The sequence below is a fragment of the Pseudomonas sp. LAMO17WK12:I1 genome (assembly GCF_900177315.1).
Taxonomy (GTDB): Bacteria; Pseudomonadota; Gammaproteobacteria; order Pseudomonadales; family Pseudomonadaceae; genus Aquipseudomonas; species Aquipseudomonas marginalis.
The window spans coordinates 151,151-172,011 of sequence record NZ_FWZV01000016.1 but is presented as its reverse complement, the minus strand read 5'-3'; the positions used below and the strand labels follow the sequence as shown (position 1 = coordinate 172,011).

At 62.8% G+C, this 20,861-nt stretch carries 20 protein-coding genes; 7 read left to right on the top strand and 13 right to left on the bottom strand.

Going from position 1 to position 20,861, the window contains the following annotated elements:
* Positions 1-180: 180 nt before the first annotated feature.
* Positions 181-615 carry a hypothetical protein gene (locus B9N88_RS27305; RefSeq protein WP_027607156.1) on the bottom strand — a complete coding sequence of 145 codons (435 nt, stop codon included), beginning with the start codon at positions 613-615 and terminating at the stop codon, positions 181-183.
* Positions 616-911: 296 nt separating this feature from the next.
* On the opposite strand from B9N88_RS27305, the gene B9N88_RS27300 reads away from it, so the two are divergent.
* Positions 912-1,472 carry a type 1 glutamine amidotransferase domain-containing protein gene (locus tag B9N88_RS27300; protein WP_027607157.1) on the top strand — a complete coding sequence of 187 codons (561 nt, stop codon included), beginning with the start codon at positions 912-914 and terminating at the stop codon, positions 1,470-1,472.
* 62 nt (positions 1,473-1,534) lie between these two features.
* On the opposite strand, the gene B9N88_RS27295 is transcribed toward B9N88_RS27300, so the two are convergent.
* Positions 1,535-1,741, bottom strand: coding sequence for a PLD nuclease N-terminal domain-containing protein (locus B9N88_RS27295; RefSeq protein WP_027607158.1), 207 nt, complete (start codon positions 1,739-1,741; stop codon positions 1,535-1,537).
* A 256-nt stretch (positions 1,742-1,997) separates the two neighbouring features.
* On the opposite strand from B9N88_RS27295, the gene B9N88_RS27290 reads away from it, so the two are divergent.
* Together B9N88_RS27290 and B9N88_RS27285 are read left to right on the top strand one after the other, a co-directional pair.
* Complete coding sequence (locus B9N88_RS27290) at positions 1,998-2,474, top strand: hemerythrin domain-containing protein (protein ID WP_027607159.1); 477 nt, start codon at positions 1,998-2,000, stop codon at positions 2,472-2,474.
* A 68-nt stretch (positions 2,475-2,542) separates the two neighbouring features.
* Positions 2,543-2,821 carry a hypothetical protein gene (locus B9N88_RS27285; RefSeq protein ID WP_027607160.1) on the top strand — a complete coding sequence of 93 codons (279 nt, stop codon included), beginning with the start codon at positions 2,543-2,545 and terminating at the stop codon, positions 2,819-2,821.
* Here B9N88_RS27285 and B9N88_RS27280 read toward each other — a convergent pair.
* Positions 2,810-3,019, bottom strand: a complete 210-nt coding sequence (locus B9N88_RS27280; RefSeq protein ID WP_027607161.1) for a DUF3079 domain-containing protein — start codon at positions 3,017-3,019, stop codon at positions 2,810-2,812. The two genes, B9N88_RS27285 and B9N88_RS27280, sit on opposite strands and share 12 nt — an antisense overlap.
* Before the next feature lie 177 nt (positions 3,020-3,196).
* On the opposite strand from B9N88_RS27280, the gene B9N88_RS27275 reads away from it, so the two are divergent.
* From B9N88_RS27275 to B9N88_RS27260, 4 genes are read left to right on the top strand one after another with little or no spacing between them, the layout of a single operon-like run.
* Complete coding sequence (locus tag B9N88_RS27275; RefSeq protein ID WP_027607162.1) at positions 3,197-3,727, top strand: iron transporter; 531 nt, start codon at positions 3,197-3,199, stop codon at positions 3,725-3,727.
* The gene (locus tag B9N88_RS27270) at positions 3,727-4,050 is read left to right on the top strand and encodes a cupredoxin domain-containing protein (protein WP_027607163.1); all 324 of its coding nucleotides are present in this window, start codon (positions 3,727-3,729) and stop codon (positions 4,048-4,050) included. The genes B9N88_RS27275 and B9N88_RS27270 overlap by 1 nt, the downstream gene beginning before the upstream one ends.
* Positions 4,051-4,059: 9 nt before the next feature.
* On the top strand, positions 4,060-4,899 hold the full coding sequence (locus B9N88_RS27265; RefSeq protein ID WP_027607164.1) for an FTR1 family iron permease: 840 nt from the start codon (positions 4,060-4,062) through the stop codon (positions 4,897-4,899).
* On the top strand, positions 4,896-6,251 hold the full coding sequence (locus B9N88_RS27260; RefSeq protein ID WP_027607165.1) for a 4Fe-4S binding protein: 1,356 nt from the start codon (positions 4,896-4,898) through the stop codon (positions 6,249-6,251). Before B9N88_RS27265 ends, B9N88_RS27260 begins: the two co-directional genes overlap by 4 nt.
* A 420-nt stretch (positions 6,252-6,671) precedes the next feature.
* On the opposite strand, the gene B9N88_RS27255 is transcribed toward B9N88_RS27260, so the two are convergent.
* The 10 genes from B9N88_RS27255 to B9N88_RS27200 form a co-directional block, all read right to left on the bottom strand.
* The gene (locus tag B9N88_RS27255; RefSeq protein WP_027607166.1) at positions 6,672-8,291 is read right to left on the bottom strand and encodes a methyl-accepting chemotaxis protein; all 1,620 of its coding nucleotides are present in this window, start codon (positions 8,289-8,291) and stop codon (positions 6,672-6,674) included.
* A 69-nt stretch (positions 8,292-8,360) separates the two neighbouring features.
* The gene (locus B9N88_RS27250; RefSeq protein WP_043293716.1) at positions 8,361-9,056 is read right to left on the bottom strand and encodes an anaerobic ribonucleoside-triphosphate reductase activating protein; all 696 of its coding nucleotides are present in this window, start codon (positions 9,054-9,056) and stop codon (positions 8,361-8,363) included.
* Positions 9,053-9,208 carry an anaerobic ribonucleoside-triphosphate reductase gene (gene nrdD / locus B9N88_RS27245; protein WP_027607168.1) on the bottom strand — a complete coding sequence of 52 codons (156 nt, stop codon included), beginning with the start codon at positions 9,206-9,208 and terminating at the stop codon, positions 9,053-9,055. The genes B9N88_RS27250 and nrdD overlap by 4 nt, the downstream gene beginning before the upstream one ends.
* A 31-nt stretch (positions 9,209-9,239) precedes the next feature.
* Positions 9,240-11,240, bottom strand: a complete 2,001-nt coding sequence (locus B9N88_RS27240; RefSeq protein WP_027607169.1) for a ribonucleoside triphosphate reductase — start codon at positions 11,238-11,240, stop codon at positions 9,240-9,242.
* Positions 11,241-12,155: 915 nt separating this feature from the next.
* A complete protein-coding gene (gene moaA, locus B9N88_RS27225) occupies positions 12,156-13,142 on the bottom strand; it encodes a GTP 3',8-cyclase MoaA (protein WP_027607170.1) in 987 nt (328 codons plus the stop codon).
* 1 nt (position 13,143) lies between these two features.
* On the bottom strand, positions 13,144-14,070 hold the full coding sequence (locus B9N88_RS27220; protein WP_027607171.1) for a peptidylprolyl isomerase: 927 nt from the start codon (positions 14,068-14,070) through the stop codon (positions 13,144-13,146).
* A 10-nt stretch (positions 14,071-14,080) separates the two neighbouring features.
* Entirely contained in the window at positions 14,081-14,761 is a 681-nt protein-coding gene (gene narI / locus B9N88_RS27215) for a respiratory nitrate reductase subunit gamma (RefSeq protein WP_027607172.1), read from the bottom strand.
* The gene (gene narJ, locus B9N88_RS27210) at positions 14,754-15,509 is read right to left on the bottom strand and encodes a nitrate reductase molybdenum cofactor assembly chaperone (RefSeq protein ID WP_027607173.1); all 756 of its coding nucleotides are present in this window, start codon (positions 15,507-15,509) and stop codon (positions 14,754-14,756) included. The genes narI and narJ overlap by 8 nt, the downstream gene beginning before the upstream one ends.
* A 3-nt stretch (positions 15,510-15,512) precedes the next feature.
* Positions 15,513-17,051 carry a nitrate reductase subunit beta gene (gene narH, locus B9N88_RS27205; protein ID WP_027607174.1) on the bottom strand — a complete coding sequence of 513 codons (1,539 nt, stop codon included), beginning with the start codon at positions 17,049-17,051 and terminating at the stop codon, positions 15,513-15,515.
* 1 nt (position 17,052) lies between these two features.
* Complete coding sequence (locus B9N88_RS27200) at positions 17,053-20,826, bottom strand: nitrate reductase subunit alpha (protein ID WP_027607175.1); 3,774 nt, start codon at positions 20,824-20,826, stop codon at positions 17,053-17,055.
* Positions 20,827-20,861: the final 35 nt, after the last annotated feature.

The window sequence follows — 20,861 nt, the reverse complement described above, 5'->3', positions numbered from 1 at the left end:
TGGGGCGCGTAGCGGCCCCTCATAAGGCCACCGCCATTATCCTGCCTGCCTGAACGCGATGACTGGTTTTAGGGCCGCTTCGCAGCCCAGCGCGGGGCAAGCCCGCTCACCACAAAAAGCCTGCTCACTACAAAAAAAGCTTGCTCACCACAACAAGCTCACTAGCCACAACAAGCCCGCTCACCACGACAGCACCTTGGCCGCATCGCGCATGAAAATCTCGATGGTCTTGGGCCCCACGCCGTCAAATTCACCCAGGCGCTGTTCGAACGCCTGGCGGTTTTCGCTGGCACTGCGGATATGGCTGATCTTGCCGGCGTATTCGGCGTTCAGCTTGGCACTCAGGTCCAGCAGGCGCTGTGCGGTGCTTTCGTCGTACCGCACGTAGTGGGCACGCCCCAACATCGCCACCAATTCCTTGGAGGTGCAATGTTGCAGCTTGCGCGCCGTATCGCGCCCCTCTTCTTCAACGATCACCTTGTAGGCCTGGGCGGCAATCGGTGCCTGGATGCGCTTGCCCATCAGGAAGCTGGCGACAAGCCACTTGAACAGGCTGGCGTCATCCCCAGGCTTGAGATCGATGCCCAGTTCAGCCGCTGAAATAGCCTTGGCCATGCTCAGTGCCCCAGCTTGCGCTCGGCATCATCCGCCCGTTCGTTGATGGCGTCGGCCTGGCGTTCGGTGTCCTTGATCGAGGTGGCGGTCACAGTGAAATCTCCTGGCAGTTGAAGGCCCGCGAAAGCGCCGGGCACTTATGCAGCAGAGGCCGGTGAGTTTCGATAGTTCAAGGAAATTGCCCGCACCAACCGCCCACGAAAAAAGCGCAAATTAATTTAAACCTTTGCCGCCCGGACTCGATCCACTCTCCCATATCGCCTCTTCAATCATCCCCCCTCAGGAGACACTCGATCATGAGCTCACACCTTAACGGCAAGAAGATTCTGGTCATCACCTCCAACACCGGCATCGAGCGCGACGAACTGCTCAAGCCCCTGGAAGCACTGCGCGGCCATGGCGCCACGGTGACCCACGCGTCCAGCAAAGGCGGCTCCACCCAGACCTTTGTCGGCGACACCGAGAAGGACAAAACCGTGGAATCCGACGTGCAGCTGTCGGACGTGGCCAGCAGCGACTTTGACGCCCTTGTAATCCCTGGCGGTACCGTCAATGCCGATACCCTGCGCCAGGACGCGGCGGCGCTGCGCCTGATCAAGGACTTTGCCCAAGCCGGTAAAACCATCGCGGCGATCTGTCACGGCCCATGGACGCTGATCGACGCCGGCGTAATCAAGGGCAAGACCCTGACCTCTTACAAAAGCGTGCGCATCGACCTGGAAAACGCTGGCGCGGCCGGGTGGGTCGATACCGCAGTCAAGCAATGCCAGGCCAATGGCTGGACCTTGATCACCTCGCGTACACCGGACGATCTGCCTGCTTTCAACGAGGCGATTGCCCAGGCTGTCGCTGGTTGAACCGCCAACGTTGAACGCAAAACAGGCGCCTTTCGGCGCCTGTTTTGCGTTACCCCTGCCACTCAGCTTTTACGCTGTTCCGGCATCTCCCGCTTGGGTCCGAACATGGCCCATGCAATCAAGCCCACCAGCGGTACGAAGATCAGGATCACCAGCCATAAGCCCTTGGTCTCCCAGCCACTGGTGCTGCGCAATACGATATTGATCGCCCACAATTCCAACAGCAGCAGAATCACCGCCAACGCAATCCAGATATATTGAATTTCCATGCTTCACCTCCTAGGTCGTATGCGTTAGTTCAAGCATCGGCCGCGAGGGTTCATTTAAATTTTCCTGGGTGGTGGAATGCAACGTGGTCCCAGGCCGACCATGCAACCTGCACGACAGGCGCTCTCTGCAATCCTCTTCAACCAATTGAATTGAAAGGCCAATTTAAAAACACTCAAGTTGGTACGCCTGATGCACCACTGCACGGGACGAGGCGTGCATATCGACGCGCCCTGAGTTTCCCGTGAGGTGTCACCGATGAATGCCATTGACCTGCTCAAAGCCGACCACGAACGCGTAAAGGCCCTGTTGACTCAATTGAGTGAGTCCACCGAACGCGGGGTGAAAAAGCGCACCGAGCTGCTGGCCAAGCTGGAAGCGGAAATCAGCCTGCACACCAGGCTGGAAGAAGAAATCCTCTACCCGGCGTTCAGAAAGGCCGGCGGCAAGGAACAGGACATCATGTACCACGAGGCCAAGGAAGAGCACCGCACCGTTGACGCCCTGGTGCTGCCCGACCTGAAGCAGACCGAACCTTCGACCACCGAGTTTTCCGGCCGCGTCAAAGTGGTCAAGGAACTGCTCGAGCACCATATCGAAGAAGAGGAAACCGAGATGTTCCCCCAGGCCAAAAAGCTGCTGGGCAAGGCATTGCTTGAAGAGTTGGGCGCCGAAATGGAAGCCATGAAAGCGGCGCATAAAAAGTCGCAATCGAGCAAGCCGATGGCGGCTTGATCGAGGCAGGACCGGAGCCTGGAATTCATCCAGGCTCCTGATACATCCACACGATAGGGGATAGCGTCATGAAGACCAGATCGTCCCAACGGATTGTGCTTATCGTCGGCCTGTCGGCCCTGCTCGCCGGCCCCGCCCTCGCCGCCTTTGGCGATAACCCGGAACCTGCCGCCAACGCCTTGAGTGGCGACAGCGCCGCCGGCTCCGCCCTGCCACCGGGGACTTACCCCAGCAGCCCCTCGGACAGCGACAAAAAAACCAAGGACACCGCCAAACCGCCGAGCAAACCCGCCAGGCCGGCTGCCCCCCCTAAAGACGGCAAGGAAAAACCCCGCTCAGGCAGCTGAGGGTTCATCCGCCACCGGCGGCTCGGGCGCCAGCCCCCAGTCGCCATGCTCGTACCAGTCATCCCCGAGCATCTCGGCCGGGTGCATGGTGCGGTCGGCGCCATTGCCGCACGCCAGGTCGGCGGCCGCGCAGTAGCGGTCACAGCCCCAACAGATACGTTCGGGATGCTTGGGGTGCAGCGGGAAAGGCTTGGCCATGAGTCGACTCCCTGGCGACGAACACTCCCTGCAACCTACCCCCATACAGCCTGTACAACCTTGACCGGCATCAAGCCTGGCCAAGATGAAATATCCTCGGAACTTGACAAGAATCATTATTATTTACTGCTGTCCTTCCTAGACTCGGGTTCTCTCTACACCCATCAGGAAGCCTCCATGCGTACCCGTTCTTTGCTGTGCCTTACCCTGCTGCTGAGCACCTCCGTGGCAGCTGCCAAGGAGTACCCCATCGGCGAACCGCAACACTGTCCCGGCCTGGAAATCGGCGCGGTGTACCTGCAACCGATCGAGATGGCACCCGCCGGCATGATGCGCGCCACGGCCGATTCCGATGTGCACCTGGAAGCCGACGTACGCGCCACGGCGGACAACGTCCAAGGGTTTCAGGAAGGCAGTTTCGTGCCCTACCTCAATCTGTCTTTCACCCTGAAGAAAACAGGCAGCGACACCCCCATCAGCGGCGACTTCCACGCCATGGTCGCCAACGACGGGCCGCACTACGGCGATAACGTCAAGCTGCAAGGCCCGGGCAAATACACCCTCACCTTCAACGTATTGCCGCCTGCCGGCCACCACTCCCTGGGCCGTCATACCGACAAGGAAACCGGGGTCGCCCCGTGGTTCGAACGCTGCGAAGTGCACTATGAATTCGTCTACGCCGGCATCGGCAAAAAAGGCGGCTATTGATGCGCCGCGCCCTCTTGCTGGGCGGCCTGCTGCTAAGCGGCGCGGCAGTGGCGGCGCCGTTGCCCACCTATGCGTTGAGCCTGCAGGACGGTCACTTCGACCCGCCACAACTGGTGGTCAAGGCCGATGAGCGTTTCAAGATCGTGCTCAAGAACATCGGCCAAGTCCCGGCCGAATTCGAAAGCACGCCGTTGCGGGTCGAGAAGGTGTTGTCTGCGGGGGTGACCACCTTTGTAGTGATCCACCCGCTCAAGCCGGGGTTGTACCCGTTCTTCGACGAGTTCAACCCGCAATTGCCCGAAGGCAGCATCCTCGCCCAATAGGAGCCGTTGATGAATCAATCGATGTTTATTGTCTGGCGTGAAAGCGTCGAGGCCCTGCTGGTGATCGGTATCCTGCAGGCCTGGATCAGCCGCCAGGCCGGCCATGCGCAACTGGCCCGCTTCCTCTGGGCCGGGGTGTTGCTGGGGTTGCTGTGTTCGGCCGGGCTGGCCGGTTTGATGCTCTGGGCCGGCGACGCCATGACCGGCCCACAGGGCGAGTGGCTGCAAGCGGCGCTGACCCTGTTGGCCAGCGGCTTGATGGTGCAGATGGTGTTCTGGATGCACCGCAACGCGGCCACGCTCAAACACAGCCTGGTACGCGAGGCCGACGAGCGCCTGGCGCGCCAGGGCGGCTGGGGCGTGTTGTTACTGGCGCTGCTGGCGGTGAGCCGCGAAGGCAGTGAAACCGTGGTGTTTTTGTATGGCGCCGGGGCGCGCCTGCACGATGAGGCGCAAGGCCTGTTCGCCGTCGGCGGCCTGCTCGGCCTGGCACTGGCGGGGCTCACGGTCCTGGTGTTGCGCGGCAGTCGGCGCTTTATCTCCTGGTCACTGTTTTTCGCCCTCAGCGAGGCGCTGCTGTTGCTGCTTGGCGGGGCCTTGCTGATCGCGGCAGTGGACCGCATCAGCGGGCAACTGCTGGACATGGACATGCCCGAGTGGGTCTACGCCGCCTTCGGTGAAAGCCGCTGGGACAGCAGCGCACTGCTCAGTGACAGCCATGGCCTCGGCGCACTGCTGGCCGACTTTACCGGCTACCGCGCGGCCCCCAGCCTTATCACCGTGTTGGTACTGCTCGGCTACTGGCTGTGGGTGGGCAACGGCTTGCGTCGCGCCCGGCACGCGGCATGAGCTGGCTGCAGCAACTGGGCGATGGCATGCGCCGCCATGCCCGGCTGATCCGTGCCATGCAATGGGCGGTGGTGCTGGCGTATGCCGTGCTGCTGGTACTGCCCGCCGCGCTGCCGTTGCCGGATAGCCAGGCGCGCATGGTGAACAACCTGACGCTGCTGGCGCAATTTATCTTCTGGGGGATCTGGTGGCCGTTCGTGTTGCTGTCGATGGTGCTGTTCGGGCGCCTGTGGTGTGGCGTGCTGTGCCCGGAGGGTTCGCTGAGCGAGTGGGCCAGCCAGCACGGGCGTGGCCTGGGCATACCGCGCTGGCTGCGTTGGGGCGGCTGGCCGACCCTGGGCTTTTGCCTCACCACGCTCTACGGCCAATTGATCAGCGTGTACGACTACGCCCAGGCAGCATTGCTGATCCTCGGCGGCTCGACGTTGGCGGCGGTGGCGGTCGGCCTGTTGTTCGTGCGCGGCAAGCGCGTGTGGTGCCGCTACCTGTGTCCGGTCAGCGGCGTGTTCGCCCTGCTCGCCCGCCTGGCGCCGGTGCATTTCGCCGTGGATGAACAACGCTGGAAAGCCAACCACGCCCCGCGCCTGCCGCTGCCCAACTGCGCGCCACTCCTGGACATCCGCCGCCTGCAGGGCGCCAGCGACTGCCACGCCTGTGGCCGTTGCAGCGGGCAACGCGGCGCGGTGCAACTGATCGCCCGCTCCTGCAACCAGGAGATTCTCCAGGCGCCGCGTCAACCCGGCTCGCCGTGGGATGCGCGCCTGCTGCTGTTTGGCGTGATCGGCCTGGCCATGGGCGCGTTCCAATGGACCTTGAGCCCGTGGTTTATCGCGCTGAAACAGACACTCGCCGAATGGCTGGTGAGCCGCGACTGGCTGTGGCCGTTGCAAGACAACGCGCCGTGGTGGCTGCTCACCCACTACCCGCCACTCAACGACAGCTTCAGCTGGCTCGATGGCCTGTGCATCCTGCTGTACCTGGCTGGCAGCGCACTGCTGCTCGGCGGTGGCTGCTGGCTGCTGCTGCGCCTGGCCGCGTCTGTGGCCGGCGATCGCGCACTGTTTCGGCCCCTGGCGCTGACACTCACGCCCCTGGGTGGTGCAGGGCTGTTCCTGGGGCTGTCGGCGACGACGGTGAAGTTGTTGCGCTATGAAGGGTTGGCATTGGCGTGGGTGCAACCGGCTCGTGCACTGGTGTTGAGCGCGGCGATTGGCTGGTGCTTGTGGTTGGGGTGGCGACAGCTCCAGGGGCTTGGAATCCGGCGCCGTTGCCTCGGGTGGTTGTGCGTACTGCTGAGCAACGGCCTGGTGGGCTATGGCTGGTGGTTGCAGTTCTGGGGATGGGCTGGCTGATGCACACCGATCCAAATGTGGGAGGGGGCTTGCCCCCGATGAGGGTGGGTCAGTGATACTTGGGTTGACTGACTCACCGCTATCGGGGGCAAGCCCCCTCCCACATTTTTAACCCAGTACACCAGACACAACTCCGGTCGGCTCTAAGGCCGCCGCGCTTTGGCTTTTGATCTCAAATCGCCCCGTCAAACACGCTGGCCAAAGCCGGAGTGAGGGCACACCGAGCCTAGGCGAGGTGCCGAGTGTTGGGGCGAAGCGTTTTTTGGTTACTTTTGGCGCTCTTCCAAAAGTGACCCGCTGTAAGAGCGGAACCCTAAGTGGCCGTGACCGCAGCAACGGATATGTACTCAATCAAATCCAACGACATGGTCGGCCCGAAGGCCGCCACGGAAACAAGCCCCCTGACCGCACCAGCCGAAGTTACACCTTGAACCGCGCCACCGTCTGATGCAGCGTCCCCGCCATCCCGGCCAGGTCGTGCCCGGCCGTCTCGGTGTGTATCGCGCCCTGTAACACCTGCTGGGACAAGTTGCGAATGCCCACCAGGTTGCGATCCACTTCCCGCGCCACCAGCGCCTGCTCTTCGGTGGCGCTGGCAATCATCATATTGCGTTCGTTGATCTGCGAGATCGACCGGGTGATCTCGTCCAGCGCTTCTCCCGAACGTTGCGCCACGCTCAAGGTCGCCTGTACCCGCTCGCTGCTGCTGTGCATGGCGGCCACGGCGTGTTCGGTGTCCTGGCGGATATTGCCGATCATCTGCTCGATCTCCTGGGTCGAGACCTGGGTGCGATGGGCCAACGCGCGCACTTCATCGGCGACCACCGCAAACCCGCGTCCGGCTTCCCCGGCGCGGGCCGCTTCGATGGCCGCGTTCAACGCCAGCAGGTTGGTCTGGTCGGCAATGCTGCGGATCACTTCGAGCACGCTGCTGATGTCTTGCACACGGCCGGCCAACTGCTGGATACGCTCCGAGGTTTCCACCACACCGGTGGCCAAGGTATTGATCGACGCCACGGTTTCCTGCACCTGCGCCTGTCCACGCTGGGCGGTCTGCTCCGACAGGCGCGAGGCTTCGCTGGTGCTCACGGCATTGCGTGCCACCTCGTCGACGGCGGCGGTCATTTCATTCACCGCCGTGGCGGCCTGTTCGATTTCCTGGCCCTGCAACTGCAGGCTGCTGCTGGTCTGGCCGCTGACCGCGCTCAACTCTTCCGACGAGCTGGCAACGCCGTCCACCGACGCGGCGATATGGCGGACCATCTGGTTGAGGCTCTGCTGCATCTGGTGCAGATTGCGCATCACACTGCCGTCGATACTGTTGCCCAACGGCACCTCGAGGGTCAGGTCACCCTCGGCGATATGACTCAACACCCGCGCCACTTCATCCGGCTCGCCGCCCAGCGGGCGGGTAACGCTGCGCGTGACGATCACCGCCGCCACCACCACCAGGGCCAGGCACAGCAGGAACAACCCGAGCATGGTGCGTCGTGCCTCGTCATACAGGGTTTGCGCCGCCTGCTGACGCTCGGCGAACAACCGCCCCTGCATGGCCATCAGCGCATCCAGGCTCTTGAACACCTCAAGCTCGGCCGGGATCACCTGCTGTTTGAGCTGGGCCAGGCCCTGCTCGCGCGCGCCTTGCCGGATCAGCGCCTGCACCTGGGTGAAGGCCGCCACGTAGGCTTCGCGGTGGGTTTTCAAGGTGGCATAGGCGGCCTTGCCTTCGGCGGTGTCGAGCAGCGGTTCGAGGGTGGCGAACGCCTGGGTGATGCGCTCGCGCGTGGTGCCGATGGAGGCCTGGGCCTGTTGGTTGTCCTGGTCGATCAGCAGGTCGCGGGTGTTGCGCCCGTTATCGCGCACCCCGGTGGCGATCACCATGATCGGCGCAATTCTGGGCCAGTCCTGCTGCACGATCTGCTCGGACTGCTGCTTGAGGGTCGCCAGGTCGTGAAGGGCGTAAAACACCAAGCCGACCAGCGCCAGCGGCGCAATCGCGAAGCCGATGACAATGCGTTGTGCCGTGGTTAATTGCTTCATTGTGATAGTCCCTGATGAACACCTGCCCGTCATGGGCAGCATCTATAAAAATCCGCTTGAGGGCGCCGATCACCCTCGCAATACAAAGGCAGGAAACAACTCGCGCAATCGGCTCCATAACTCCGGCAAGGCAGCCTGTGGCGGAGAACTCGACAATTGCGCATCGAGCATGCTGGCCGTGCGCACCATTTGCACCGCAAAGCGTTGCACGCCATTCGCTTGCAAACGCTGGGCCAGCAACAGCAACCGAGGCGGGTCGATCAAATGCCAATGCACCGTGGTGCGGCACTCGTACTCGACGCCGCTGGCCAACAGGGTGTCGAGGCTGCGCCAGTTGGCGGCACCGCTGTTCCTGACCTGGGTAATCGACTGGCAATCCTCGGCCAGCGCCTTGACGTCAAAGCCGACCCAATCGGCATGCCGCAACGCATTGGCAAACCCTGCCGGCTTGATCCCGGCGCTGTGCAGGCCGACACGAAAGCCCATCGCCCGCACTTCATCCATGGCCGCCGGCAAGCCTTCCTGCAAGGTCGGCTCGCCGCCGCTGAACACCACGGCGTCGAGCAAGTCCTTGCGCCGCTGCAAGAACAGCAACACCCGGCGCCAATCCACCTCCGTGCTACCGCGCGGCGGGATCAGGTCCGGGTTGTGGCAGTAACGACAGCGCCAGGCACAGCCCTGGCAAAACAGCACACAGGCGAGCATGCCGGGGTAGTCGAGGGTGGTCAGGGGCACCAGGCCCCCGACCCGTAGCGCTCGACTCATTGGCGCCCGGCCACGGCGGCCGTTTCAGTGAAATGCACGCGTTCCTTGTGCTCGGATTGTTTACCGGGATTGAACGCCGACACGGGCCGGTGATAGCCCATCACCCGGGTCCAGACTTCGCAGCGCTGACGTTGTGGCTGGGATGTTTGCATGGTGAATCTCCTTGCGGGTTGGAAGATCGGTTCAGTGCGCAGCGGCCAGTGCCAGCACTTCATCGCACTTGGGACAGAACTCGTGCTCACCGGCGAGGTAACCGTGCACCGGGCAGATCGAGAACGTCGGGGTGATCGTCAGGTACGGCAGGCGGAAACGTCCCAACGCCTTGCGCACCAGCTGCTTGCAGGCCTGGGCCGAGGAAATCTGCTCGGCCATGTACAGGTGCAACACGGTGCCGCCTGTGTATTTGCATTGCAGTTCGTCTTGCAGCTCCAGGGCTTCGAAGGGGTCCTGGGTAAAGCCCACCGGCAGTTGCGAGGAGTTGGTGTAGTACGGCGCGACGTCGCTGCCGGCCTGCAGGATGTCCGGGTAGCGCTTGCGGTCTTCCTTGGCGAAGCGGTAGGTGGTGCCTTCCGCCGGGGTGGCTTCGAGGTTGTAGAGGTGGCCGGTGTCTTCCTGGAAGCGCAGCAAAGTGGCACGCACATGGTCGAGCAACTTGAGGGCAAATGCGCGGCCTTCCTCGGTGTGCATGCCCTGCTCGTCGCCGGTGAAATTGCGCAGCATCTCGTGCATGCCGTTGAGGCCGATGGTGGAGAAGTGATTGCGCAAGGTGCCGAGGTAACGCTTGGTGTAGGGGTACAAGCCGGCGTCCATATGGTGCTGGATCACCTTGCGCTTGACCTCCAGGCTTTCCATGGCCATGTCCATCAGGCTGTCCAGGCGTTGCAACAGGCCCGAGGTGTCGCCCTTGAACAGGTAGCCGAGGCGTGCGCAGTTGATCGTCACCACGCCGAGGCTGCCGGTCTGCTCCGCCGAACCGAACAACCCACCGCCGCGCTTGAGCAGCTCGCGCACGTCCAGTTGCAGGCGGCAGCACATCGAGCGCACCTGGTTGGGTTGCATATCGGAATTGAGGAAGTTCTGGAAATACGGCAGGCCGTAGCGCGCGGTCATCTCGAACAGACGGTCGGCGTTCTCGCTGTCCCAGGGGAAATCGTGGGTGATGTTGTAGGTGGGAATCGGGAAGGTGAAGACCCGGCCCTTGGCATCGCCGGCCTGCATCACTTCGATATAGGCGCGGTTGATCAGCTCCATTTCCGCTTGCAGGTCGCCATAGGCAAACGGCATTTCCTCACCGCCGATCACCGGTACCTGCTCGCGCAGATCTTCCGGGCACACCCAGTCGAAGGTCAGGTTGGTAAACGGCGTCTGGGTGCCCCAGCGCGACGGCACGTTGAGGTTGTAGATGAACTCCTGCACCGCCTGGCGCACCTCGGCGTAACTCAGTTGATCCTTGCGCACATAGGGCGCCAGGTAGGTATCGAACGAGCTGAACGCCTGGGCGCCGGCCCATTCGTTTTGCAGGGTGCCGAGGAAATTGACCATCTGCCCCAGGGCGCTGCTCAAGTGCTTGGGCGGCCCGGCTTCGACACGGCCCGGCACGCCATTGAGGCCTTCGTGCAACAGCGACCGCAGCGACCAGCCGGCGCAATACCCGGCGAGCATGTCCAGGTCATGGATATGCAGATCCGCCTCACGGTGCGCACGGCCGATCTGCTGGCTGTAGACCTCGTCGAGCCAATAGTTGGCGGTGACCTTGCCCGACACGTTCAACACCAGCCCGCCCAGGGAATAGCCCTGGTTGGCATTGGCTTGCACACGCCAGTCTTCGCGGTCGAGGTATTCGTTCATCGAGGTGGCGACTTCCACCAGGGTCTTGCGGTCGCGGCGCAGGCGGCCGTGTTGTTCGCGGTAGACGATATAGGCGCGCATGGAGAGGAAGTAGCCGGCGTCCATCAGCACGCGTTCGACGCTGTCCTGGATTTGTTCGACGTCCAGGTGTTCGATGCCCCTCAGGCGGGCCAGGACAGCGCCCAGTAACAGGTCGACGTCGGCCTCCTGGTACTCGCCGGTGGCGGTACCGGCGGCGGTCAGGGCGTGGTGGATTTTTTCGGCGTTGAAGGGGACCAGGCTGCCGTCGCGTTTGTGTAGGCGGGTGCTGACCAGCGGGGTGAGCGTGTTTTGCATTTTCCGGGCTCCAGGCACTACATGTAGATATTTTTAGGTTTACAGACACAATATGCAGTGAGGTTACGGAGAATGGGGTGGGGGTCCCTTGATCGGGGTCAAGGTTTTTTGATTGGGTACATATCCGTTATTTAGGTAACGGCGGCTTAGGGTTCCGCCCTTACGGCGGGTCACTTTTGGAAAAGAGCCCCAAAAGTAACCAAAAGGGCTCTTGCCCCAACACTCGGCACCTCGCCTAGGCTCGGTGTGCCCGAACGAAGGCTTGAATCCGTGGGCCGCCGTCATGGGCCATCCCTGGCCCAGGACGGCTAACCGGCGTCCTGCCGGGTTACCCACGGATTCAAGCCTGCGTTCGGCCAGCGTGTTTGACGGGGCGCCTAGGATCAAGATCAAAAGCCAGAGCAAAAGCAGAGCAAAAGCAGACCGAGTTCTAGCTGATATGTGGAGATCCAAATGTGGGAGGGGGCTAGCCCCCGATGAGGGAGTGTCAGTTGATGGATTTGGTACTGACCCACTGCAATCGGGGGCAAGCCCCCTCCCACATTTACCGAGTACACCAGACCCAACTCCGGTCGGCTCTAAGGCCGCCGCGCTTTGGCTCTTGATCTAAAATCGCCCCGTCAAACACGCTGGCCGAACGCAGGCTTTGGAGCGTGGGTAACCCGGCAGGACGCCGGGTTAGCCGCGCTGGGCCATGGATGGCCCATCGCGGCGGCCCACGCTCCAAAGCCTTCGTTCGGGCACACCGAGCCTAGGCGAGGTGCCGAGTGTTGGGGCGAGGACCTTTTGGTTACTTTTGGGTCCCTCCAAAAGTGAGCCGCTGTAAGAGCGGAACCCTAAGCCGCCGTTACCGAAGAAACGGATATGTACTCAATACCACACCACCCCACACACCCCACACACCCCTCACCCCCCTCACCCCCCACTCATATTCATAAACCGCACCACCTGCACCTCCCCCTCCCCACTGAAATCATGCCGCAACGGCTTGCCCTTCAACCCCCTGTGCAACGCCTCGACCAACGGCCCATCCTCCAGCGGATAGCGCCGTAACAACGCGCGAAAATCCAGCGCATCCTCCTGCCCCAGGCATAACAGCAACTGCCCTTCCACCGTCATCCGTACCCGATTACAACCGCCACAGAAATTATGGGAATTTGGCGAAATAAACCCCACCCGCGTCCCAGGATGCCCGGCCAACCGCACATACCGCGCCGGCCCGCCGCTGTTCTCGGTGCTATCGATCAGCCCATGCTCACGGGCAATCACCGCGCGTACTTCATCGCTGGAGCAGAACGTCTCGCCCCGCGATCGCCCCACGTCCCCCAGGGGCATTTCCTCGATAAAACTGATGTCGACACCCTGGTCGATGGCGTACCGCACCAACGCCGGCACCTCGTCGAAGTTGCGCCCTTTCATCACCACGCAGTTGAGCTTGACCCGCTCGAACCCCGCATCCCGCGCGGCCTCGATACCGTCCAGCACCTGGCGCAGGTCTCCGTTACGGGTAATCGCGCGAAAGCGTTGCGCATCCAGGCTGTCGAGGCTGATGTTCATGCGCTTGACCCCCGCCTCCACCAATGGCCGCGCCAGTCGCGCCAACTGCGAGCCATTGCTGGTCATCACCAGTTCACGCAAGCCCGGCAGTGCCGCGATGTTGCGGCACAGCCCGACAATGCCCGGGCGAATCAGCGGTTCGCCCCCGGTGAGGCGGATCTTGCGCACGCCCTGCCCCACGAACAGCGCGGCCAGGCGTTGCAGTTCTTCCAGGGTCAACACCTGCTGGCGCGGCAGGAATGTCATGTTTTTCGCCATGCAGTACACACAGCGAAAATCGCAACGGTCGGTCACCGACAAACGCAGGTAATCGATCGAACGGCCCACCCCATCCACCAGGCTCATGTCACTGCACCAACGGTGAGTCGGCGCCCTGCAGCGCGATGCCGCGGATGTCCGCCGCGCCGATCAGGGTTTGCAGGTACTGCACCAATGCCTTCTGCCACACCCCTTGCTGCAACTGGGTGCGAATCGCGACGGCTACCGCTTCATACGGCAACGGCTGGCCTTCGATACGCTGGTCGACACTGATCACATGCCAGCCGTAGCGGCTCTCCAGCGGTTTGGCGGCCAAACCTGGGGCCAGGGTGAACAACTGGCGCTCCAACTCCGGCACGGTCTGGCCTTTGCTCACCTGGCCCAGCGAACCACCCTGTGCCTTGGACGGGCAGGCCGAGTACTTGAGCGCCAGTTCGGCAAACTGGCCCGGATGTTCTTCCAGCGTCAGCAGCAGGACTTCGGCCTGGGTGTGCGCCAGGTGGCGCGCCTCGGCGTCGTCCGGCGCGCACTCGAGCAGGATATGCCGCACCGCCAGCAACGGCGCGCTGTGAAAGCGCCCACGGTTGTTCTCGAAGTAGCGCACGCAGGTGGCTTCGTCGCAGTCGGGCACCGTCACCTCACGCTCCAGCAGCAGGCGCGTGGCGGCTTCTTCTTCGTTCTCGCCGGCGGCGATTTCCACCGCCAGGCCCAGCTCGGCGATCCGCTGTTGCAACAGCTCGCGGATCACCAGCGCGCGGGCGGCCAGGTACACCGCTTCCTCGCGGCTGGCGGCCGGGTGGTATTGCAACTCCAGGGCCATGGCCTCGGGCGTGACCGCCACGCCGTTGACGCTGATGATCGGCCATTCCTGTTCACTGCTGGCGATCAATTCCGGCGCCTTGATCTCCTCGAAAGAGGCCTGGGCCACAGCCTCGGCCATCACCGGTTCCTTGGCCGACGAGCCGCAACCACCGCTGCCGCCGTTACCGCCACCACATCCGCATCCTGTAGTCATGACGTTCTCCTCAATACTTCTGCCGCACGATTTGATAACGACGCCCCAGGTACCAGATCGGCGCGCTGACCATGTGCACCAGGCGGGTAAACGGGAACAGCACAAACAGGGTCAAGCCCAGCGCCACGTGGGCCTTGTAGATCAGCGACACCGGCGCAATCGACTCGGCCGCTTCCACCGGCCGCAACAGCACCACGTTCTGCGCCCAGTCGGCGAGCATCACCATCACCGAGCCGTCCATATGCCCGGTGGAGGCGACGATGGTCAGCAGGCCCAGCAGCAACTGCGCGAGCAACACCAGCAGGATCAGGATGTCCGACGGGCTCGAGGTCGCCCGCACGCGCGGATCGCCCAGGCGACGCTTGACCAGCATCAGCAGGCCCACCAGGCACAGCAGGCCGAAGAAGCCGCCCGAGACCATCGCCAGCAACTGCTTGTGCTCAGTGCTGATCACATGGTGGTAGACCGACGCCGGGGTCAGCAGGCCGACAAAATGCCCGGCCAGCACGAACAGCACGCCGATGTGGAAAAAGTTGCTCGCCACGCGCATGCCACGGTTGTTGAGCATCTGGCTGGAACCGGCCTTCCAGGTGTACTGCGACAGGTCGAACCGTGCCCAACTGCCCAACAGGCAGATCGCCAGGGCCACATAGGGGTACACCCCGAATACCAGCAAATTCCACTTAGACATTACCCACCTCCCCGGCGGGCGCTGCGGCCCGGCCTTCTTGCTGAAAATCCACCCAGTGCAACGGCACCGCGCTTTCTTCGCGGGCCTTGCCCGGACTGCTCGGCATCGAGCTGCAGCGGTCCTGTTGCTCAGCCTGCATAAAGTCCACCGCTTCCTCTTCCCAGATTTTGTCCAGGGCTTCGAGGGAGTCGTCGCGCGGTTCGGCGGCGACCTGGGCACGCAGTTCGGCCACGGCCTGGTGCGGCTCGGCGCCGGCAATCTGCAACAGCGCACGGAAGCAACTGGCATAGCCGCTCTCACGCTCGTCGAGACGCGCAGCGAGCAAGGCCAACAGGTGCGCCACATCCGCCAGGCCCTCCCGGGCCTCGATGTCTTCGCGGGTGGACAGGAACTCCAGGTACAACGGGATGTAGTCCGGCAGCTCCTTGACGCCGATGGCAAAGCCGGCTTCTTCGTACTGGGCCATCATGTCGACCATGGCCTGGCCACGGTCGCGGGACTCGCCGTGCACGTGTTCGAACAACAACAGCGACAGCGAACGGCCCCGGCCAAACAGCGCGCCGTAGTGTTCCTGGCCGTCCATCAGGTCATTGGCGCAGATCAGTTCCAGCAGCTCGAACAACGCACCGCGCTGCTTGGGGCTGATTTCCCGGGATTCGAGAATCGCCTGTTCCAGTTCGTCGCGGCCGTTCACCAAGGTTTCAGTGGGGTAGTCCAGCAGCAACGAAATCACTTTAAGAATGCGCATGGCTCAGTCCTCCCAGATCTGGACGGTTTTCAGCACGTCACGGCGGTTGGCTTTCTTGGCGCCGAACATGTTGGTGTCGGAGCTGCCGCTGCAACCGCTGCCGAAGCTGAAACCACAGCCGGAGCGTTCGGCGAACGCGTCGCTCATGGCGTCTTCACGGTGGGCGCTCGGTACCACGAAGCGGTCTTCGTAGTTGGCGATGGCCAGGTAGCGGTACATCTCTTCCACCTGTTCAACGCTCAGGCCGACGTCTTCGAGCACTTGCAGGTCCTGTACGCCATCGACTTGCTGGGAGCGTTTGTAGGCGCGCATCGCCAACAGGCGCTTGAGTGCACGCTTGACCGGTTTTTCATCGCCGGCGGTGAGCATGTTCGCCAGGTAACGCAGCGGAATACGCAGGCTGTCCACATCCGGGATCACCCCGTTCATGCCCACGGTGCCGGCCGCGGCGGCGTTCTGGATCGGTGACAGCGGCGGCACGTACCAGACCATCGGCAAGGTGCGGTATTCCGGGTGCAGCGGCAGCGCCAGCTTCCAGTCGACGGCCATTTTGTACACCGGCGAACGCTGGGCCGAGTCGATCACCGACTGCGGCACGCCGTCGGCCAGGGCCTGGCGAATCACCGCCGGGTCATTCGGGTCGAGGAAGATTTCCAGTTGCTTCTCGTACAGGTCCTGCTCGTTGGCGGTGCTGGCCACTTCGCTGATGCGGTCGGCGTCGTACAGCAGCACACCGAGGTAGCGAATCCGACCCACGCAGGTTTCGGCGCACACGGTCGGCATACCGGCTTCGATACGCGGGTAGCAGAAGATGCACTTCTCGGACTTGCCGCTCTTCCAGTTGAAGTAGATTTTCTTGTACGGGCAACCGCTGATGCACATGCGCCAGCCCCGGCACTTCTCCTGGTCGATCAGCACGATGCCGTCTTCTTCACGCTTGTAGATCGCACCGCTTGGGCAGGATGCCGCACACGCCGGGTTGAGGCAGTGCTCGCACAGGCGCGGCAGGTACATCATGAAGGTGTTTTCGTACTCGCCATAAATGTCGGCCTGGATCTGGTCGAAGTTCTTGTCCTTGCGACGCTTGGCGAATTCGGTACCGAGGATTTCCTCCCAGTTCGGGCCCCACTCGATCTTTTCCATGCGCTTGCCGGACACCAGCGAACGCGGGCGTGCGGTCGGCTGGTGCTCGCCCAATGGTGCGGTGTGCAAGTGCTGATAGTCGAAGTCGAACGGCTCGTAGTAGTCGTCCAGGCTCGGCAGGTCGGGGTTGGCGAAGATGTTCGCCAACACGCGGAACTTGCCGCCGATGCGGGGGTTGATCGAGCCATTGGCGTTGCGCACCCAGCCGCCCTTCCACTTGTCCTGGTTCTCCCACTCCTTGGGGTAGCCGATACCGGGCTTGGACTCGACGTTGTTGAACCAGGCGTATTCCATGCCTTCACGGCTGGTCCACACGTTTTTGCAGGTGATGGAACAGGTGTGGCAGCCGATGCATTTGTCCAGGTTGAGGACCATGCCGATCTGTGAGCGAATTTTCATCTCAGTTCTCCTCGATGTCAGTCGGCAATGGGCGCGGCAAATCATCACCGCTGGAGCCATCGAGCCAGTCGACCTTGGCCATCTTGCGCACCACGACAAACTCATCGCGGTTGCAACCGACCGTGCCGTAGTAGTTGAAACCGTAGGCCTGCTGGGCATAGCCGCCGATCATGTGGGTCGGCTTGAGCACCACGCGGGTCACCGAGTTGTGGTGGCCGCCGCGGGTCTTGGTGGTTTCCGAACCCGGCACGTTCACGATGCGTTCCTGGGCGTGGTACATCATCACCATGCCTTCCTTGACGCGCTGGCTGACCACCGCACGGGCGGTCAATGCGCCGTTGACGTTGAAGCATTCGATCCAGTCGTTGTCTTCGATGCCCGCGCGCTTGGCGTCGATTTCCGAGAGCCACACGATCGGTCCGCCACGGCTCAGGGTGAGCATCAGCAGGTTGTCGCTGTAGGTGCTGTGGATGCCCCACTTCTGGTGCGGGGTGATCCAGTTCAGCACGATCTCGGTCTCGCCATTGCTGCGCTTGCCCTTCACCCCTTCGATGGTGCGGGTGTTGACCGGTGGCCGGTAGCTCATCAGCTGCTCGCCGAACGCCTGCATCCACGGGTGATCCTGGTAGAACTGCTGGCGGCCGGTGATGGTGCGCCATGGGATGTTTTCATGGACGTTGGTGTAGCCGGCGTTGTAGCTCACATGCTCGTCTTCCAGGCCTGACCAGGTCGGGCTGGAGATGATCTTGCGCGGCTGCGCCTGGATGTCGCGGAAGCGAATCGCTTCGTGGGCCTTGGAGATCGCCAGGTGGCTATGGTCGATACCGGTGAATTCCGACAGCGCGGCCCAGGCTTTCAAGGCGACCTTGCCGTTGGTTTCCGGGGCCAGGGACAGGATCACTTCGGCGGCGTCGATGGCCGTGTCGATTTTCGGCCGGCCGTGGCTGATGCCCGCAGCGCTTTCGTGATGGTTCAGCTCGCCGAGGAACTCGACTTCTTCGTCGGTGTTCCAGTTGATGCCCTTGCCGCCGTTGCCGAGTTTTTCCAGCATGGGGCCCAGGGACGAGAACTGCTTGTAGATGTTCGGGTAGTCGCGCTCCACCACCGCCATGTTCGGCGCGTTCTTGCCCGGCACCGGCGCCACACCGGCGCTTTTCCAGTCGGTGCCGCCAAACGGCTGGGCCAGTTCGCCGACGCTGTCGTGCATCAACGGGACGGTGACCAGGTCTTGCTCCACGCCCAGGTGGCCGACCGACATGGCCGAGAACGCCTTGGCGATGCCCTTGTAGATTTCCCAGTCGGAACGCGACTCCCACGCCGGGTCGATGGCCGCCGACAACGGGTGAATGAACGGGTGCATGTCCGAGGTGTTCATGTCGTCTTTTTCGTACCAGGTGGCAGTCGGCAAGACGATGTCGGAATACACGCAGGTGGAGGACATGCGGAAGTCGAGGGTGGTCACCAGGTCGAGCTTGCCGATGGCGCCGTCTTCGACCCATTCGGCCTCAGTGGGCTTGCATTCGGTGCTGTGGCCGATGTCTTCGTTCATCACGCCGTTCTTGGTGCCCAACAGGTACTTGAGCATGTACTCATGGCCCTTGCCCGAGGAACCGAGCAGGTTGGAGCGCCAGATAAACATGTTGCGCGGGAAGTTCACCGGGCTGTCCGGCTGTTCGCAGGCGAAGCGCAGGCTGCCGTCCTGCCAGGATTTGACCACGTAGTCCTTCGGCGTCATGCCGGCTGCAGCGGCGTCACGGCAAATGTGCAGCGGGTTGGTGTTGAGCTGTGGGGCACTGGGCAACCAGCCGGCGCGTTCGGCGCGGATGTTGTAGTCCAGGGCGTGTTCCGGGAATTGCGACTTGTCGGCCAGCGGCGAGAGCACGTCGTGCATGCTCATCTTCTCGTGGCGCCATTGCGAGCTGTGGCCGTAGAAGAAGCTGGTGCCGTTCATCTGGCGTGGCGGGCGGTTCCAGTCGAGGCCGAAGGCCAGGGGCAGCCAGCCGCATTGCGGGCGCAGTTTTTCCTGGCCGACGTAGTGGGCCCAGCCGCCGCCGGTCTGGCCGACACAACCGCAGAGCATGAGCATATTGATCAGCCCGCGATAGTTCATGTCCATGTGGTACCAGTGGTTCATCGCCGCGCCGACGATGATCATCGAACGGCCCTTGGTCTTGTCGGCGTTGTCGGCGAACTCACGGGCGATCTGGATGGCTTTCTCGCGGCTGACACCGGTGATCGCTTCCTGCCACGCCGGGGTGCCCGGCACGCTGGCGTCGTCGTAGTCCCTGGCCACGTTCTGGCCGCCCAGGCCACGGTCGATGGCCAGGTTGGCGGCGGACAGGTCGAACACCGTCGCCACTTTGGCCACGCTGCCGTCAGCCAGGGTCACGCTGTGCACCGGCACGCGGCGGAACTGCACGGCATCGCCGGCCACGTGCTGGAAGTGCTCGTGGGCTTCGCCGGCAAAATACGGGAAGGCCACTTCGGCGATGTCGTCGCCGATCAAGCTGAGTTTCAGGTCGATGGCACGGCCTTCACCGCCCTCCTTGGCGAGGATGTTCCACTTGCCCTTCTCGCCCCAGCGGTAGCCGATGGAGCCTTGTGGCGACACCAGTTCACCGCTTTCGTCGAGGGCGATGGTTTTCCATTCCGGGTTGTTGTCCTGGCCGAGGTTGCCGGTGAGGTCCGAGGCACGCAGGAAGCGATCGGGCTGGAAGCCGGCGCCGGGCGCGAACCCGGTCATCGGCTTGAGCATCACCAGCAGCGGCAAGTCGGTAAAGCGCTTGGCGTAGTCGGTGAAGTAGGCGCTCGGTTTATCCAGGTGAAATTCCTTGAAGATCACATGGTTGAAGGCCTGGGCCAACGCGGCGTCGGTGCCCTGCTTGGGGTTGAGCCACAGGTCGGTGAGCTTGGCCACTTCCGAATAGTCCGGGGTGATGGCCACGGTCTTGGTGCCCTTGTAGCGCACCTCGGTGAAGAAGTGCGCGTCCGGGGTACGGGTCTGCGGGACGTTGGAACCCCAGGCGATGATGTAGTTGGAGTTGTACCAGTCGGCCGATTCCGGCACGTCGGTCTGCTCGCCCCACACCATCGGCGAGGCCGGTGGCAGGTCGCAGTACCAATCGTAGAAGCTCAGGCACACGCCGCCGAGCAGCGACAGGTAACGCGAACCCGCCGCGTAGCTGACCATCGACATGGCCGGGATCGGCGAGAAGCCGACGATGCGGTCCGGGCCGTATTGCTTGATGGTGTAGACGTTGGAGGCGGCGATGATCTCGTTGACCTCCTCCCAGTTCGAGCGAATGAAACCGCCCATGCCGCGTTTGCTCTTGTACGAGTCGGCCTTGACCTTGTCCTCGACGATGCTCGCCCACGCCTCCACCGGCGACAGGGTATGGCGCGCCTCACGCCACAGCTTGAGCAGCGGCTTGCGGATCTTCGGGTACTTGAGGCGGTTGGCGCTGTAGATGTACCAGCTGTAGCTGGCACCCCGTGGGCAGCCGCGCGGCTCATGGTTGGGCAGGTCGTTGCGGGTGCGCGGGTAGTCGGTCTGCTGGGTTTCCCAGGTGATCAGGCCGTTCTTCACGTAGATCTTCCACGAGCACGAGCCGGTGCAGTTCACGCCGTGGGTGGAGCGCACGATCTTGTCGTACTGCCAGCGCGAACGGTAGACGTTTTCCCAGTCGCGGGACTCCTTGCGGGTCTCGCCGTGACCGTCGGAGAATTCGTTTTGCTTGCGGTTGAAGAACCGCAGTTGATCCAGTAAGTGACTCATGATGCTTTCCTCATCAGGCGTGCCGTGGGGTGCGT

Coding starts and splice junctions, on each gene's coding strand:
- B9N88_RS27305 (WP_027607156.1), bottom strand. CDS start 615: ATGGCCAAGGCTATTTCAGCGGCTGAACTGGGCATCGATCTCAAGCCT.
- B9N88_RS27300 (WP_027607157.1), top strand. CDS start 912: ATGAGCTCACACCTTAACGGCAAGAAGATTCTGGTCATCACCTCCAAC.
- B9N88_RS27295 (WP_027607158.1), bottom strand. CDS start 1,741: ATGGAAATTCAATATATCTGGATTGCGTTGGCGGTGATTCTGCTGCTG.
- B9N88_RS27290 (WP_027607159.1), top strand. CDS start 1,998: ATGAATGCCATTGACCTGCTCAAAGCCGACCACGAACGCGTAAAGGCC.
- B9N88_RS27285 (WP_027607160.1), top strand. CDS start 2,543: ATGAAGACCAGATCGTCCCAACGGATTGTGCTTATCGTCGGCCTGTCG.
- B9N88_RS27280 (WP_027607161.1), bottom strand. CDS start 3,019: ATGGCCAAGCCTTTCCCGCTGCACCCCAAGCATCCCGAACGTATCTGT.
- B9N88_RS27275 (WP_027607162.1), top strand. CDS start 3,197: ATGCGTACCCGTTCTTTGCTGTGCCTTACCCTGCTGCTGAGCACCTCC.
- B9N88_RS27270 (WP_027607163.1), top strand. CDS start 3,727: ATGCGCCGCGCCCTCTTGCTGGGCGGCCTGCTGCTAAGCGGCGCGGCA.
- B9N88_RS27265 (WP_027607164.1), top strand. CDS start 4,060: ATGAATCAATCGATGTTTATTGTCTGGCGTGAAAGCGTCGAGGCCCTG.
- B9N88_RS27260 (WP_027607165.1), top strand. CDS start 4,896: ATGAGCTGGCTGCAGCAACTGGGCGATGGCATGCGCCGCCATGCCCGG.
- B9N88_RS27255 (WP_027607166.1), bottom strand. CDS start 8,291: ATGAAGCAATTAACCACGGCACAACGCATTGTCATCGGCTTCGCGATT.
- B9N88_RS27250 (WP_043293716.1), bottom strand. CDS start 9,056: ATGAGTCGAGCGCTACGGGTCGGGGGCCTGGTGCCCCTGACCACCCTC.
- nrdD (WP_027607168.1), bottom strand. CDS start 9,208: ATGCAAACATCCCAGCCACAACGTCAGCGCTGCGAAGTCTGGACCCGG.
- B9N88_RS27240 (WP_027607169.1), bottom strand. CDS start 11,240: ATGCAAAACACGCTCACCCCGCTGGTCAGCACCCGCCTACACAAACGC.
- moaA (WP_027607170.1), bottom strand. CDS start 13,142: ATGAGCCTGGTGGATGGGGTGGGCCGTTCGATCGATTACCTGCGTTTG.
- B9N88_RS27220 (WP_027607171.1), bottom strand. CDS start 14,070: ATGACTACAGGATGCGGATGTGGTGGCGGTAACGGCGGCAGCGGTGGT.
- narI (WP_027607172.1), bottom strand. CDS start 14,761: ATGTCTAAGTGGAATTTGCTGGTATTCGGGGTGTACCCCTATGTGGCC.
- narJ (WP_027607173.1), bottom strand. CDS start 15,509: ATGCGCATTCTTAAAGTGATTTCGTTGCTGCTGGACTACCCCACTGAA.
- narH (WP_027607174.1), bottom strand. CDS start 17,051: ATGAAAATTCGCTCACAGATCGGCATGGTCCTCAACCTGGACAAATGC.
- B9N88_RS27200 (WP_027607175.1), bottom strand. CDS start 20,826: ATGAGTCACTTACTGGATCAACTGCGGTTCTTCAACCGCAAGCAAAAC.